General features: G+C 44.3%; 14 protein-coding genes. 6 read left to right on the plus strand and 8 right to left on the minus strand.

Going from position 1 to position 14,353, the window contains the following annotated elements; genetic code table 11:
• Positions 1–224: 224 nt before the first annotated feature.
• Positions 225–473 carry a YciN family protein gene (locus LNL84_RS13945; protein WP_244358179.1) on the plus strand — a complete coding sequence of 83 codons (249 nt, stop codon included), beginning with the start codon at positions 225–227 and terminating at the stop codon, positions 471–473.
• 31 nt (positions 474–504) lie between these two features.
• Here the strand turns inward: LNL84_RS13945 and aroA are convergent, their stop codons facing one another.
• Positions 505–1,791 carry a 3-phosphoshikimate 1-carboxyvinyltransferase gene (gene aroA / locus LNL84_RS13950; RefSeq protein ID WP_244358180.1) on the minus strand — a complete coding sequence of 429 codons (1,287 nt, stop codon included), beginning with the start codon at positions 1,789–1,791 and terminating at the stop codon, positions 505–507.
• A 290-nt stretch (positions 1,792–2,081) separates the two neighbouring features.
• Here aroA and aat point away from each other — a divergent pair, with 290 nt between their 5' ends.
• The 3 genes from aat (at position 2,082) to infA (ending at position 3,805) form a co-directional block, all read left to right on the plus strand.
• Complete coding sequence (aat, locus tag LNL84_RS13955) at positions 2,082–2,807, plus strand: leucyl/phenylalanyl-tRNA--protein transferase (RefSeq protein WP_244358181.1); 726 nt, start codon at positions 2,082–2,084, stop codon at positions 2,805–2,807.
• Positions 2,807–3,505: an arginyltransferase gene (locus LNL84_RS13960; protein WP_244358182.1), complete on the plus strand. Its 699-nt coding sequence runs from the start codon at positions 2,807–2,809 to the stop codon at positions 3,503–3,505. Before aat ends, LNL84_RS13960 begins: the two co-directional genes overlap by 1 nt.
• Before the next feature lie 81 nt (positions 3,506–3,586).
• Positions 3,587–3,805, plus strand: a complete 219-nt coding sequence (gene infA / locus LNL84_RS13965; RefSeq protein ID WP_001040192.1) for a translation initiation factor IF-1 — start codon at positions 3,587–3,589, stop codon at positions 3,803–3,805.
• 121 nt (positions 3,806–3,926) lie between these two features.
• Here infA and clpA read toward each other — a convergent pair whose 3' ends face one another.
• The gene (gene clpA, locus LNL84_RS13970; protein WP_244358183.1) at positions 3,927–6,206 is read right to left on the minus strand and encodes an ATP-dependent Clp protease ATP-binding subunit ClpA; all 2,280 of its coding nucleotides are present in this window, start codon (positions 6,204–6,206) and stop codon (positions 3,927–3,929) included.
• A gap of 41 nt (positions 6,207–6,247) precedes the next feature.
• Positions 6,248–6,568 carry an ATP-dependent Clp protease adapter ClpS gene (clpS, locus tag LNL84_RS13975; protein ID WP_244358184.1) on the minus strand — a complete coding sequence of 107 codons (321 nt, stop codon included), beginning with the start codon at positions 6,566–6,568 and terminating at the stop codon, positions 6,248–6,250.
• Positions 6,569–7,079: 511 nt separating this feature from the next.
• Between clpS and cspD the strand changes: the two genes are divergently transcribed.
• Positions 7,080–7,301 (plus strand): cold shock domain-containing protein CspD, encoded by a 222-nt coding sequence (cspD, locus tag LNL84_RS13980; RefSeq protein WP_244358185.1) that lies wholly within the window; start codon positions 7,080–7,082, stop codon positions 7,299–7,301.
• Positions 7,302–7,401: 100 nt separating this feature from the next.
• On the opposite strand, the gene LNL84_RS13985 is transcribed toward cspD, so the two are convergent.
• Positions 7,402–9,624, minus strand: coding sequence for an NADP-dependent isocitrate dehydrogenase (locus LNL84_RS13985; protein ID WP_244358186.1), 2,223 nt, complete (start codon positions 9,622–9,624; stop codon positions 7,402–7,404).
• Between the two features lie 337 nt (positions 9,625–9,961).
• On the opposite strand from LNL84_RS13985, the gene LNL84_RS13990 reads away from it, so the two are divergent.
• Positions 9,962–10,672: a pseudouridine synthase gene (locus LNL84_RS13990; RefSeq protein WP_244358187.1), complete on the plus strand. Its 711-nt coding sequence runs from the start codon at positions 9,962–9,964 to the stop codon at positions 10,670–10,672.
• Here the strand turns inward: LNL84_RS13990 and kdsB are convergent.
• The 4 genes from kdsB to msbA are packed head-to-tail and all read right to left on the minus strand — an operon-like array spanning position 10,665 to position 14,329.
• Positions 10,665–11,411 (minus strand): 3-deoxy-manno-octulosonate cytidylyltransferase, encoded by a 747-nt coding sequence (gene kdsB / locus LNL84_RS13995; RefSeq protein ID WP_244358188.1) that lies wholly within the window; start codon positions 11,409–11,411, stop codon positions 10,665–10,667. The two genes, LNL84_RS13990 and kdsB, sit on opposite strands and share 8 nt — an antisense overlap.
• Positions 11,411–11,590: a Trm112 family protein gene (locus tag LNL84_RS14000; RefSeq protein WP_244358189.1), complete on the minus strand. Its 180-nt coding sequence runs from the start codon at positions 11,588–11,590 to the stop codon at positions 11,411–11,413. The genes kdsB and LNL84_RS14000 overlap by 1 nt, the downstream gene beginning before the upstream one ends.
• Entirely contained in the window at positions 11,571–12,578 is a 1,008-nt protein-coding gene (lpxK, locus tag LNL84_RS14005; RefSeq protein WP_244358190.1) for a tetraacyldisaccharide 4'-kinase, read from the minus strand. The genes LNL84_RS14000 and lpxK overlap by 20 nt, the downstream gene beginning before the upstream one ends.
• Positions 12,575–14,329 carry a lipid A ABC transporter ATP-binding protein/permease MsbA gene (msbA, locus tag LNL84_RS14010; RefSeq protein WP_244358191.1) on the minus strand — a complete coding sequence of 585 codons (1,755 nt, stop codon included), beginning with the start codon at positions 14,327–14,329 and terminating at the stop codon, positions 12,575–12,577. The genes lpxK and msbA overlap by 4 nt, the downstream gene beginning before the upstream one ends.
• Between the last annotated feature and the right edge of the window lie 24 nt (positions 14,330–14,353).

Below are 14,353 nucleotides of genomic sequence, written 5' to 3' on the forward strand. Positions count from 1 at the left end.
GGTTAATTGGTCGACAATTCACCGCTATTATGGATCACGATGCCTTGGAATTTCGGCAATACTAAACGGCAAAATACCTATTTAGCCAGCGAATATCGATAAACTATGCATCTCGTCACAATTTACAATCCGCGAAATTGCGGCTTGCTGTACGCATCAAAATTTATTGAAATAAATGCTATGAATAATAGACTATCGACACATTTTTACTTTAGGTGTTTAAGATGTCGAATAAAAAGCCTATCTCACAATTCGATTTGTTATTGATTGCTAACCAAATAATTCAAGACCACGACGACTATTTAGACGGCATGCGCGCGACTTCTGTTGTCGAGAAAGACATGGTGTTGATCTTCAAAGGTGAGTATTTCCTCACTGATGAAGGGCTACCATCAGAAAAAACCCCTGCGGCGTTTAATATGTTTAAATATCTCGCACACCATTTATCCCCAGAATTTACGCTTTCCAAGTAAATAAAAAGTGCCCCTTGTTTGGGGCACTTCCTTATTCAGAACAACTCAATCCTGCCAGCTTTTCGAAATAATCTGGAAACGTTTTAGACGTACATTTCGGATCATTGATGGTCACAGGTGTATTACTTAGAGCCACTAATGAAAAACACATCGCCATACGATGATCATCATAGGTATCAATGGCTGCATGCGTCAGTTTTTTCGGTGGATTAACAATTAAGTAGTCCTCCCCTTCTTCAACCTCAGCACCCACTTTCCTTAACTCTGTCGCCATCGCCGATAATCGATCGGTTTCTTTCACGCGCCAGTTATACACATTTCGGATGGCCGTTGTGCCTTCAGCAAAAAGAGCGGTGGTTGCAATTGTCATTGCGGCGTCCGGGATATGGTTATAATCCATATCAATCCCTTTCAATGAACCCTTTCTACAGGCAACAAAATCTTCACCCCATTCGATATGAGCACCCATTTTCTCTAATGCGTGAGCAAATTGAACATCGCCTTGAATACTGTTTTTCCCGATACCTGTGACCTTAACTTCTCCACCTTTTATCGCCGCTGCCGCCAAGAAGTAAGATGCAGACGAAGCGTCACCTTCGACAAGGAATTGCCCGGGCGAAAGGTACTTTTGACCACCGCGAACAACGAAAGTCTGATACTGGTTGTTTTCGACTTCAACACCAAACTGCTTCATTATATGCAATGTAATATCGATGTATGGCTTAGATACCAGTTCACCAACAATATCAATTCGCGTATCGGCTTTCGCTAACGGAGCTGACATTAAAAACGCAGTTAGAAATTGACTTGATATTGAACCATCGATAGAAACACTCCCGCCTTGAAGTCCACTTCCTTGGATCTTAAGTGGTGGATAATGTTCGTTTTCTAAATACTCAATATTTGCCCCAGCTTCTTTTAACGCATCGACAAGGTGACCAATAGGTCTTTCTTTCATGCGAGGCTCGCCAGTAAGCACATACTCGCCCTGACCTAGACATAACGCTGCCGCTAACGGGCGCATCGCTGTTCCGGCGTTACCCAGAAACAACTCGGTTAGTCCACGCCCCTCAAATGCTCTGCCAAGACCAACCACTTTACATTGAGTTCTATCTTCTGAAAGTTGGTATTCAACACCCAATTGACTGAGTGCGTTAAGCATGTGACGAATATCATCACTGTCGAGTAAGTTAGTAAGGTGAGTGGTACCTTCTGCCAATGCTGCGAGTAGCAAGGCTCGATTAGATACGCTTTTTGAACCCGGTAAATTAACAGTACCAGATACCTCTTTGATGGGCTGTAGAGTTAGGCTTTCCATTCAGTTTTTTCATTCCTTCATTCGTGATCATTTCATCCATTAAGGATCACGATGCAAAATTCTTCGTACTTGCAGACTACCCAAATTGATTCGCAAAAACCAGAGTTAATCCAAGCCATTTTTCGTGATGCAATGAGCTCCGACCTCAAGAATTTGTTATAAAACAGTTACCACCCAAAACGTAAAGTCCAAAAATCACGTTATACTTTTGTATTGAAATAGAACATGATGGGCTACGTAATAGCCTTGATTTAGGCATCGTTTGTAACACTTTTGGGTCAGTTTTATTAATGGCGATTTATTTATACGAACTCTCATCTTCTGATTATTGGTTTCCTTACCCTGAAGACGCAATGGATGACCCGAATGGGCTATTGGCGTTTGGGGGAGATTTACATCCAGAACGAATTTTCGCGGCCTATCAGCAAGGCATTTTCCCCTGGTTTGGCCCACAAGAACCCATTCTATGGTGGAGTCCTGCTCCTAGAGCTGTCTTTGACCCTGTCAGTTATCGCCCTTCTAGAAGCGTTAGAAAGTTCCAGCGAAAGGCTCAGTATACTGTCACTCTTAATCGAGCGACTAGTTCCGTCATCGCCAATTGCGCAAGCACTCGGAGCACTGAAGAGACCTGGCTTAACGAGGATATGATCAAGGCCTATATTCGGCTTTCCGAGCAAGGGATCTGCCATTCGGTAGAGGTATGGCGTGGTTCTGAGTTGGTCGGTGGTCTATACGGGTTATGTATCGGTCAAATGTTTTGCGGTGAGTCTATGTTTTCAACTCAGGACAACGCATCGAAAATTGCCCTTTGGTACTTTTGTCATCACTTTGCGCTTCATGGTGGTAAACTCATCGACTGTCAGGTCATGAATGATCACCTTTTGTCGCTTGGGGCTTTTGAGCTTGATCGAGAAACCTATCTCACTCAGCTGGAGAAACTTCGAGCGCAACCGCTACTAAAAGACTGCTTCACAATGCAAACTTTACGAGAACCAAATATAAGTAGGGATCCTTAGTGAATATGGCTCAGGAACAAATAAGGATTGGACTCAGTCGCAATCAACCTTGTAGTTACTTGCCCAACAAGCAAGAGCGCGTTGCGGTAGTGCTCGAAAAACACTGTCACGAGTCCGATCATTATGAAATGCTATTGGCCAACGGTTTTCGCCGCAGTGGCGACACGATTTACAAGCCACAATGCGATTTTTGTCAGGCCTGCCAGGCTTTACGCGTCTCCATAAAAGATTACCAGCCCACAAAAAGTCAGAAGCGTCTTTTAAATAAGGCGAAAAACCTGCGCTGGGAAATCAAAGATACACTTGATAATAATTGGTACGAATTGTACCAACGCTACATAGAGGAGCGCCATAGCAAGGGCAGTATGTATCCTCCTAATCAACAGCAATTTTATGATTTTTCTCAGTGTACATGGCTGAACATCAAATACTTACACATCTATGAGCACGATATTTTGATCTCTGTCGCTATAACCGATAACCTGCAACATAGTGCCAGCGCATTTTATACTTTCTACGACCCCCAACACCCTCTATCGCTAGGCACGCTGTCGGTGTTGAAGCAATTAGAATATTGTAAAATGGCAGGCAAACAGTGGCTCTACCTTGGTTACCAAATCGACGAATGTTCAGCGATGAACTATAAAACCAACTTTCATCGTCATCAAAAGCTAGTAAATCAGCGGTGGCGAGGGTAGAATACCCGGCAGCTTTACTTATTGATATTTTAACGGCACAATGCCTGCCGTTAGAAGCGCCACATTTCGAAAGAGGATTAAATGGCTAAAGAAGACGTAATTGAGATGCAAGGTACAGTCCTTGATACTCTACCAAACACAATGTTCCGCGTTGAACTAGAAAACGGTCACGTAGTTACAGCACACATTTCTGGTAAGATGCGTAAAAACTACATCCGAATCCTAACAGGTGACAAAGTAACTGTAGAGATGACTCCTTACGACCTATCTAAAGGTCGCATCGTCTTCCGTGCTCGTTAATCCTTTAGGTTGCACAGAATACAAAAAACGGAGCGTCAAGCTCCGTTTTTTGTATCTTTAAAATGGTTATTTCACCTTCTCAGGAAAAGGTAGGCCTGGTCGACCTACCCTAAGTTCAATATTAATGATGAATTTCAGCTTCTTCCTTAGTGCCGAGATAAGTAAACTCCAGCTCATCTTGAACCAAAGACACTCTTACCGTCCCTCCGTCAACCAGCGCGCCAAATAGCAACTCATTCGCCAACGGCTTTTTGAGCTTGTCTTGAATTACGCGCCCCATTGGTCTTGCACCCATCGTCTTGTCGTAGCCACGTTCAGCGAGCCAGTGACGTACGTCCTGGTCCACTTCAAGTGATACGCCCCGAGCGTCTAATTGCGCCTGAAGCTCGACAATGAACTTATCAACAACTTGGTGAATAACTTCGCTGTCTAGGCTGTTAAACCAAATGATATTATCTAAACGGTTTCTAAATTCAGGTGTAAAGACTTTCTTAATTTCAGACATCGCATCAGGGCTATGATCCTGCTGGATTAAGCCAATGGATTTCTTCTCGGTTTCAGCGACACCCGCATTGGTGGTCATAACCAAAATCACATTTCTAAAGTCCGCTTTACGGCCATTGTTATCGGTCAAAGTTCCGTTATCCATAACCTGTAACAGCAGGTTAAAAATATCAGGGTGTGCTTTTTCAATTTCATCAAGCAGTACAACAGAGTGTGGGTGTTTAATTACTGCATCGGTAAGTAATCCACCCTGGTCATAGCCTACATAACCCGGAGGCGCGCCAATCAAGCGACTCACGGAATGGCGTTCACCATATTCAGACATATCAAAGCGCAATAGCTCAATGCCAAGCAGCTTAGAAAGCTGGACCGTGACTTCCGTTTTACCTACACCTGTTGGGCCGGCAAATAAGAACGACCCTACCGGTTTGTTGTCGGCACCAAGACCAGCACGAGTCATTTTGATGGCTTCACTGAGGACGTCAATGGCTGGGTCTTGACCAAACACCAACATTTTCATTTTCTCATCAAGATTTTGAAGAATGTCTTTGTCTGAGGAAGACACTGATTTTTCCGGAATACGAGCGATTTTAGCAACCATGGCTTCAATGTCTGCTACGCCCACGGTTTTCTTACGTCGACTCGCTGGCACTAAACGACTGCGAGCACCGGCTTCGTCAATGACATCAATCGCTTTGTCGGGTAGATGACGCTCATTAATGTACTTAGCCGATAGCTCTACCGCTGCTCTAAGAGCCTTGTTTGTGTAGCGAACCTCGTGGTGAGCTTCATATTTAGGTTTAAGTCCAATCAAAATTTTAGTCGTATCATCTAGTGATGGTTCGACTACGTCGATTTTTTGGAAACGTCTGGAAAGAGCACGCTCTTTTTCAAAAATATTGCTGTATTCATGATACGTTGTAGAGCCAATGCAGCGTAACTTACCGCTACTGAGCAATGGCTTGATCAAGTTGGCAGCATCAACCTGCCCTCCAGAAGCCGCACCAGCGCCTATGATGGTGTGTATTTCATCAATGAATAAGATAGCATCGTCTTCTTTCTCGAGCTGCTTGAGAATCGCCTTAAAACGCTTCTCAAAGTCGCCTCGATATTTGGTACCAGCCAGTAACGAACCGATATCGAGAGAGTAGATAATACTATTTTGGATGACCTCTGGAACTTGCCCCTCGACAATTCTCCAGGCAAGACCTTCAGCGATCGCGGTTTTACCCACGCCGGCTTCACCGACGAGTAAAGGGTTATTCTTACGACGGCGACACAATACCTGGATAGTTCGCTCCAACTCTTTATCCCGACCGATCAACGGATCGATGTTGCCTTCTCTAGCCACCTGATTCAGGTTTGTCGCAAAACTTTCTAAACGGTCCTCGCCACTCACTTCCTCGACATTCTCTGAGCCTCCAATCGAACCGCTCGAAGGTTCATCATTGCTACTGCTAGAGGTTTTGGTAATGCCATGTGAAATAAAATTAACAATGTCCAGTCGACTTATATCATTTTTCTTTAGTAGGTACGCTGCATGCGACTCTTGTTCACTAAAAATGGCGACTAAAACATTAGCGCCCGTGACTTCATTTCGGCCGGAGGATTGAACATGGAAAACAGCACGTTGCAAAACGCGTTGAAAACTCAGCGTAGGTTGAGTCTCGCGAGTTTCATCGTTGTCTGGGATGAGTGGGGTTGTTTGATCGATAAAAGTATCAAGCTCTTGACGCAGGCCGTCTAGACTAGCGCTGCAAGCTTGTAGAGCTTCTTTAGCCGAGTCATTGTCTAACAACGCTAAGAGGAGATGCTCTACCGTCATGAATTCATGCCTTTTGTCACGGGCACGAGCAAATGCACCGTTAAGGCTCGACTCTAATTCTTTATTTAGCATAAGTACCTCCTAAGGAACGACGTATGTCGTACATGCGAAAATCAGGCTTTCTCCATGGTACACAATAATGGGTGTTCATTTTCCCTTGAATACATGGTCACTTGCGCTACTTTCGTTTCAGCTACTTCAGAGGTGAAAGTGCCACAGATAGCTTTTCCTTCATAGTGCACTTTCAGCATAACCTGGGTAGCCTTATCTTCATCCAACGAAAAAAAGCGTTCCAAGATTTCTATTACAAAGTCCATAGGTGTGTAATCATCGTTATTTAACAAGACGTTATACAACCTTGGTGGCTCAATTTTGGTTTTTTCTTTCTCCAGTAAATCTGAGTCTGGAGTCACCCATTCAAAATTCTTACTCATGGCTAATTTTTGTTGAGAGTTTTCGCATTTCGTTTATGACGTTACCTAGAGATGAGTGATTGATGACAACTCGGTTGTACACCCTCACTCTAGACTCGAAAAACATCTCTATTTAGAGACTAATGCACCAATTGTATCGCTGCAAATAAAACAATGCTATTAGTGTGTGTCACATATGAGTCAAGAAAGAATAAAAACCAGCGTGCCTCATCTAGAATATCGAAATCAGCCAGTAATTGAAGCGATTTCTTTGATGAAATGTTAAATAAAAACCTTGCATGTTTCTAATTTGTATTGATTTATACGAGATTACTATTGACTAAGCTCAATCATTAGCTAAAGTGGTTAATTAGTGACTAAAATTTAACTAATTTTGAATCTGTATTCTGAGTGTTGAAGGAACACAAGACTCAAAAAAGGAAAAGAATTCGAAACGTTTAGTCGCGTGAAGAACAGTTTGGTTTGTGTCTTCAGATACATAAGTAACAAAAATGCATGAGGGATGTATAGCATGGCTACAGGTACAGTAAAATGGTTTAACAATGCCAAAGGATTTGGGTTTATCTGTCCGGAAGGTGAAGATGGCGATATCTTTGCTCACTATTCGACAATTAAGATGGATGGTTACCGTACACTGAAAGCGGGTCAGCAAGTCGATTACGAAGTGGAAGAAGGCCCTAAGGGCTATCACGCAAGCTCCGTCACTCCTATAGAGGGAGCCCTTGCAAAGTAATCAATATAGTAAGAACACAACGTCACACCAACTAATTTGAAAGACACAAACCTAAAAAAACCCACCATAAGGTGGGTTTTTTCATTGTGGGACAATCAAATTAACCAATAATCGAGTTCAGTGCAGAGCTTGGTCTCATCAATGCTGACGCTTTGCTCTCGTCAAACTGGTAATAGCCACCCAATTCGCCTGCTGGACCCTGAGCTGCATTCAACTCAGAGACAATCACACTTTCATTTACCGCTAGTTGCTCGGCGATAGGTGCAAATTGAGAAGCGAGTTGTGCATCTTCGGTTTGAACCGCCAGAGCCTGTGCCCAATACAGTGCTAGGTAATAGTGAGAACCACGGTTATCCAGTTCATTAACCTTACGTGAAGGTGACTTGTTGTTGTCAAGGAACTTACCTGTTGCTTCATCAAGCGCTTTCGCTAGAACGTTTGCTTTGTCATTACCTGATATTGTGGCTAAGTGCTCTAGTGAAGCCGCTAGTGCTAAAAATTCACCCAGCGAGTCCCAACGCAAGTGGTTTTCTTTTTGAACTTGCTGAACGTGCTTTGGTGCAGAGCCACCCGCGCCAGTTTCAAATAGACCACCACCGTTCATAAGTGGAACAATCGACAACATTTTAGCTGATGTACCAAGCTCTAAGATTGGGAACAAATCAGTAAGGTAGTCACGCAGTACGTTACCCGTTACCGAGATAGTGTCCAGACCCTGCTTGATACGTTCTAGAGAAACTAACGTCGCTTCTACAGGCGCAAGGATACGTAAATCTAGACCAGTGGTATCGTGAGTAGGCAGGTACGCATTGACCTTTTTGATAAGTTCTGCATCATGTGCGCGGTTCTCGTCTAACCAGAAGACCGTTGGGACACCTGTTGCACGAGCGCGCGTCACAGCAAGTTTAACCCAATCTTGAATTGGAGCGTCTTTAACTTGGCACATACGGAAGATGTCACCTTGCTCGACAGCTTGAACCAACAAGACTTCACCGTTTGCATCAATCACTTCTACAGATCCTGCTGCAGACATAATAAATGTCTTATCGTGTGAACCGTATTCTTCCGCTTTTTGCGCCATTAGACCTACGTTTGGTACGCTGCCCATCGTTGTTGGATCGAAGGCGCCATGCTCTTTACAGAAATCAATCACGGCTTGATAAATGCCAGCATAACTGCGATCTGGGATCATCGCTTTGGTGTCTTTTTGTTTGCCGTCTGGCCCCCACATCTGCCCTGAAGCGCGTAACATGGCCGGCATTGACGCATCAACAATGATATCGCTAGGCACGTGTAAGTTTGTGATACCACGATCAGAGTCGACCATAGCCAGCTCCGGCTGGTATTCATAAACTGCAGCGATGTCCGCTTCGATAGCCGACTTTTGCTCTGCTGGTAACGATGCAATTTTAGCGTAGACGTCACCAAGACCGTTATTCACGTCAACACCCAACTCTTCAAACAAAGTCGCGTACTTCTCGAAAACATCTTTGTAGTACACTTTCACTGCATAGCCAAAGATAACCGGGTCAGACACTTTCATCATTGTCGCTTTCATGTGAAGTGACAATAGAACGTCTTGCTGCTTAGCTTCTTGGATCTGCTTTTCAAAAAACTCAACCAAAGCGGCTTTATTCAATACCGACGTATCGATAATTTCTTTGTCTTGTAATGCTAGACCATCTTTAAGCGTGTTTTTTTCGCCACTGGCCGTGGTGAATACAATCTTGGCTGTGGTCTCTCCAGACACAGTGACTGATTTTTCACTACCAAAGAAATCATTATCCGACATGCTAGAAACATGTGACTTAGAGTCGCTCTTCCATGCACCCATCGAATGTGGATTTTTCTTTGCGTAGTTTTTAACCGATAAAGGAGCGCGGCGATCTGAGTTGCCTTCGCGAAGTACTGGGTTTACAGCACTACCTTTGATCTTATCGTAGGTCGCTTTAATGGCTTCTTGCTCGGCGTTGCTTGGCTCTTCTGGGTAATCAGGTAAAGCAAAGCCATTTTGTTGTAATTCTTGAATAGCAGCCTTCAGTTGAGGCACAGACGCCGAAATATTTGGCAATTTAATGATGTTTGCTTCAGGAGTCTTTGCAAGCTCTCCTAATTCAGCAAGAGCATCCCCAATTCGCTGCTCTTCTTTTAGGTAGTCAGGGAAGTTCGCAATAATACGGCCCGCTAGCGAGATGTCTCTAGTCTCAACATTGATTCCAGACGAAGCAGTGAAAGATTGGATGATAGGTAACAACGAATACGTTGCTAGAGCTGGAGCTTCGTCAGTAATCGTATAAATAATTGTCGGCTTTTCTGTAGGCATGAAATTTCCCTATAGTTCTAATTAGGTGCACACGCACCTCTTCTGAATTGACGCCCGGCGTTAATACACCATGGCGTAAACATGTAACTGCACTGCTACGGTAGTCACAGGCTATGCTTCCAAGTAAAATCCCTTACATTGCTATAATCTTTACTTGGAACGAGCATTAAACACGCAATCACACTAAATCCTAAGCACTTATAATTAAACAAATTTGGTCGATTAGTCTATTATCTTGTGCATTATTATGAGTTTTGAGCGCGCATATGATAGCTCAAAATTAAAGTAGACAAAACTAACACCTACAGTTTGTTTACATTTTTGCAAGGTAGTTAACATGACACTTAAAACGGCAAATCATCGTCCAAGCCAAGAAAATCGCCCGGTCAAGAAAAAATTCAAACAAAATTCATCCCATTCTGCGGTTAAAAAACGCCCAAAGCCGAGTCAAAAAGATCAAAAGAAACCTCGTATCAGTCCGAGCGAACGCAAGATTATTTTGTTTAATAAGCCATTCGATACCTTAAGTCAGTTCACTGATGGTGAGGGACGAAAAACGCTTGCGGACTTTATTCCGGTAAAAGATGTCTATGCTGCAGGACGCCTTGATCGTGACAGTGAGGGGCTGATGGTACTGACTAACGACGGCATTTTACAAGCTCGCTTGACGCAACCTAAATCTAAATCGGAGAAAACGTACTGGGTTCAGGTTGAAGGAGATCCGAGTGAAGACGACCTCCAAAAATTACGCAGTGGTATCACCCTAAAAGACGGACCAACTCTACCAGCAAAAGTGGAACGTATTGATGAGCCCAAAGTTTGGGAGAGAAATCCCCCAGTCCGCTTTCGAGCCAATATACCCACTACCTGGTTAGCCATTACCATTATCGAAGGGCGCAATCGTCAGGTCAGGCGTATGACGGCAAATATTGGGTATCCTACACTGAGGTTGATTCGCTATTCGATGGCGGGCTTTACATTGCTAAACCTTGCCTCAGGCGAGTGGTGTGAAACCACTCTACCGGATCAAAGACTCAATCTTACTTGAAGAGCGAACGCACCTGCTCTAAGTCTTCTGGGGTGTCAACTCCAGCGGCAGGTGCTTGCTTTGCGACTGCGACATGGATTTTTTCACCGTACCAAAGCACACGTAATTGCTCTAAACACTCTATTTTTTCTAGAGCACTCGGCTGCCAGTTGATGTAGGTATTAATGAAGCCAGCTCGGTATGCGTAAATCCCGATGTGGCGCAGCAGAGGTTGCTGGATATTTTGAGCATCATTGGCAAAGGCATCTCTGTCCCAGGGGATCGTCGCTCGACTAAAGTACATCGCGTAACCTTTTTCGTCGGTTACCACTTTAACTGCATTGGGATTAAAGACCTCGTTTTGGTCTTTAATTTCAACCGCTAATGTCGCCATCGGTGCGTCACTTCCCATTAAATTATTAGCCACTTGCTCAATAATTACGGGTGGAATCATTGGCTCGTCACCTTGCACATTAACGATCGTGTGCTCGTCATCAATACCCATTTTACTGATGACTTCAGCAAGTCGCTCTGTGCCAGATTCATGATCCGCTGATGTCATACAGACTGTGCCACCAAAACTGAGGACGACTTGCTCTACTCGTTCATCATCGGTAGCCACAATCACTCTGTCGGCCCCTGATTTCAGAGACTGCTCATAAACATGCTGTATCATTGGTTTGCCGTTGATATCGGCTAACGGCTTACCCGGTAGTCGGCTCGACTGATAGCGCGCCGGAATGATGACTGTAAAAGACATTATCGCCCCTCATCCATTGCCATAGTTCTTGCTTCCGCTTCCAGAAGCACAGGAATGCCTTCTTTGATTGGGTAAGCTAATCGGTCTAGCTTGCAAATCAACTCTTGATTTTCTTTGTCAAAAGTGAGTTTTCCTTTACAGATTGGGCAAGCGACTATTTCAAGAAGACGATGATCCATAGTTGTTAATTACCTTTTTAATTTTTTCCATTATAGAGTGGCTATCTTGGTCATTAAATGTTGCCGTAACCGGTAGATACCACCAATTATCCTGAGCGAAAGAATGGCATTTAACTGCATCTTTCTCTGTCATGATGACATTTTCTGCTGCTTGTGAAAATTCATAAAGCTCTTGCTGTTCAAAAGCTTTATGATCGGCGAAACCTTTAGTCACTTTAAGATTAGCCCCAAGTTGAGTCAACGTATTGAAAAACCTTGGTGGGTGACCTATTCCAGCAAAGGCTGCAAGCCCACCTAGTGCCGTGACTTCGCGTTGTCTTCCCGTTTTTAAGTTGACCGCTAACGCTGGCTCAAGTTGAAAAGGCATTTCCAGTGCCTGCGCCTGCCCGCCATTAGTGACAATAAAGTCAACGCCTTTTAAACGGCTGATAGGCTCTCTCAATGGCCCTAGTGGCATCATCTGCTCATTACCAAAGCGCCTTACGCCATCCACGACTACAAACTCAACATCACGTTCTAGAGCATAATGCTGGAGCCCATCGTCGGTGATAATGATATCAACCCCATGTTGCTCCAGTAACTGAACAGCCTGACTGCGCACCGGATCGACCGCCACAGGTACTGCCGTTCGACTAAAAATTAACTTTGGCTCATCACCACAATGTTTTGTTAACGTCGTGTCATCCACTAATAGCGGGTAATGTTGAGCCTTACCACCATAGCCACGCGACACTACTCCAGGGCGATAACCACAAGCCTGGAGCTGCTCTATGAGCCAGATTACTATGGGCGTTTTACCGTTACCACCTGCGGTAATATTGCCAACCACAACCACAGGGACCGAAGCTTTATAGCGCGTTTTTTTCCCTGACAGATAGGCGTTTTTTCGTCGTTGGCTTACCCAGCTAAACACCTTACTTAGGGGCCAGAGAACAGGCCAAACTAACCACCTAACTGGGTGGTGTTTAAACCACAGCGCTTCTATCACGATGCCTCACCAAACTGAATGCGATGCAGTTGAGAATAGGCGCCTTCATGAGCAATCAACGTCGCATGATCGCCGCGTTCAATGATTTCACCTTCATCAACAACTAGGATTTCGTCTGCGTCTTCGATGGTCGATAGACGGTGCGCAATAACCAGAACCGTTTTGTCTTTTTGCAGCTCCTCTAATGCAGATTGAATCGCTCGCTCAGACTCGGTGTCCAGAGCCGATGTCGCCTCATCGAGAATCAATACAGGTGCATCACGCAGTAGTGCTCGTGCGATCGCGATTCTTTGACGTTGGCCACCAGACAAATTGGTGCCATTTTCTCCGATGACCGTATCAAGGCCTTGTTCCATTCCTTCAATAAATTCCATCGCATGTGCCAAAGTCGCTGCGCGCTCAATATCTTCACGAGAATACTGCTCCTCGCAGGCATACGCGATATTGTTAGCGATGGTGTCGTTAAACAAATGAACATTTTGAGAAACCAGCGCGAAATGTTGACGCAAGTTGGTCAGCTTGAAATCTTTAATGCTATGACCATCTAAAGAAATATCGCCACTATCGACATCGTAAAAACGAGTAAATAGATTGGCAATTGTACTTTTACCTGAACCCGAGCGACCTACTAGTGCAATGGTTTTTCCGGCGGGAAGCTCAAGGCTTACATTGCGCAGTGCTGGTTTTTCAGTACCTTGATAGGTAAACGTTACATTATCGACTTTAATGTCACCTTTGGCGCGCTCTAACGTAAGCTGACCGTTATCTTTTTCCGTTTCAAGATCCATCAATGCAAACAAGGTGTGGCTCGCTGCCATACCTCTTTGGAACTCAGACGTTACGCCAGTCAAGGCTTTTAGAGGCCTCATCAAACCAAACATTGCTGAGAAAATCACGGTGAATGTACCTGCCGTGAGTTCAGCACGAACCGAATCAAAGCTGGCTAAAAACAGCACAGAGATTAAAGCCAAAGAGGCAATCATTTGAATCACGGGGTTCGCAATCGCTGACGCACCAACCATCTTCATAGTTTGCTGACGCATCTGATTACTGACTCGCTCAAAACGTTCACTTTCGACTTTTTGTCCACCGTAGGTCAAAACTACCTTGTGGCCTTTAAGCATCTGCTCAGCAGATGTCGTCATGTCGCCCATCGATGTCTGCATGTTCTTTGAGATTTTACGAAAGCGTTTTGAAACAATACTGATCGCCCAAGCTACTAGCGGCGCAACGATGAGTAACACAAGCGAAAGTTGCCAACTGTTCCAAAACATCAACACCAGCAGACCAATAATGCTCGCACCTTCACGAACAATGCTCACCAATGAACGACTTGTTGCGGCAGCTACCTGTTCTGAATCGTAAGTGATACGAGACAACAAACCGCCTGTCGATTCCTTGTCGAAGAAACTCACTGGCATGTGCATAAAGTGACTAAAGATGCCGCGACGCATCTGCATCACAACATTCCCCGATACCCAACTCAAACAATAAGTCGAAACAAAGCCACTAAGACCACGAATAAACATCATCGCAAAAATGATGGCCGGGAGAATTTTTAAAAAATTTGACTCAACATCGCCGAAGCCTTCATCAAGAAGTGGCTTGAGTAGAGAAATCATATAAGTATCGGCTACAGCATTGATCACGAGTGCGACCACTGCAACGGATAAACCTGTTCTATAAAGACGGATATAAGTCCATAGACGTTTAAAGGTTTCAAACGTCGATTCATCTTGGTGTTGTGTCATAAATTGAGATACTTTTTTCTGGAT

This window comes from Vibrio gelatinilyticus, assembly GCF_022836845.1.
GTDB classification, from domain to species: domain Bacteria; phylum Pseudomonadota; class Gammaproteobacteria; order Enterobacterales; family Vibrionaceae; genus Vibrio; species Vibrio gelatinilyticus.

Excerpts from the sequence above, each read along its gene's own strand:
- LNL84_RS13945 (WP_244358179.1), top strand. The coding sequence starts at position 225 with ATGTCGAATAAAAAGCCTATCTCACAATTCGATTTGTTATTGATTGCT.
- kdsB (WP_244358188.1), bottom strand. The coding sequence starts at position 11,411 with ATGTCTTTTACAGTCATCATTCCGGCGCGCTATCAGTCGAGCCGACTA.
- LNL84_RS13990 (WP_244358187.1), top strand. The coding sequence starts at position 9,962 with ATGACACTTAAAACGGCAAATCATCGTCCAAGCCAAGAAAATCGCCCG.
- LNL84_RS13985 (WP_244358186.1), bottom strand. The coding sequence starts at position 9,624 with ATGCCTACAGAAAAGCCGACAATTATTTATACGATTACTGACGAAGCT.
- aat (WP_244358181.1), top strand. The coding sequence starts at position 2,082 with ATGGCGATTTATTTATACGAACTCTCATCTTCTGATTATTGGTTTCCT.
- aroA (WP_244358180.1), bottom strand. The coding sequence starts at position 1,791 with ATGGAAAGCCTAACTCTACAGCCCATCAAAGAGGTATCTGGTACTGTT.
- LNL84_RS14000 (WP_244358189.1), bottom strand. The coding sequence starts at position 11,590 with ATGGATCATCGTCTTCTTGAAATAGTCGCTTGCCCAATCTGTAAAGGA.
- clpA (WP_244358183.1), bottom strand. The coding sequence starts at position 6,206 with ATGCTAAATAAAGAATTAGAGTCGAGCCTTAACGGTGCATTTGCTCGT.
- msbA (WP_244358191.1), bottom strand. The coding sequence starts at position 14,329 with ATGACACAACACCAAGATGAATCGACGTTTGAAACCTTTAAACGTCTA.
- cspD (WP_244358185.1), top strand. The coding sequence starts at position 7,080 with ATGGCTACAGGTACAGTAAAATGGTTTAACAATGCCAAAGGATTTGGG.
- infA (WP_001040192.1), top strand. The coding sequence starts at position 3,587 with ATGGCTAAAGAAGACGTAATTGAGATGCAAGGTACAGTCCTTGATACT.
- clpS (WP_244358184.1), bottom strand. The coding sequence starts at position 6,568 with ATGAGTAAGAATTTTGAATGGGTGACTCCAGACTCAGATTTACTGGAG.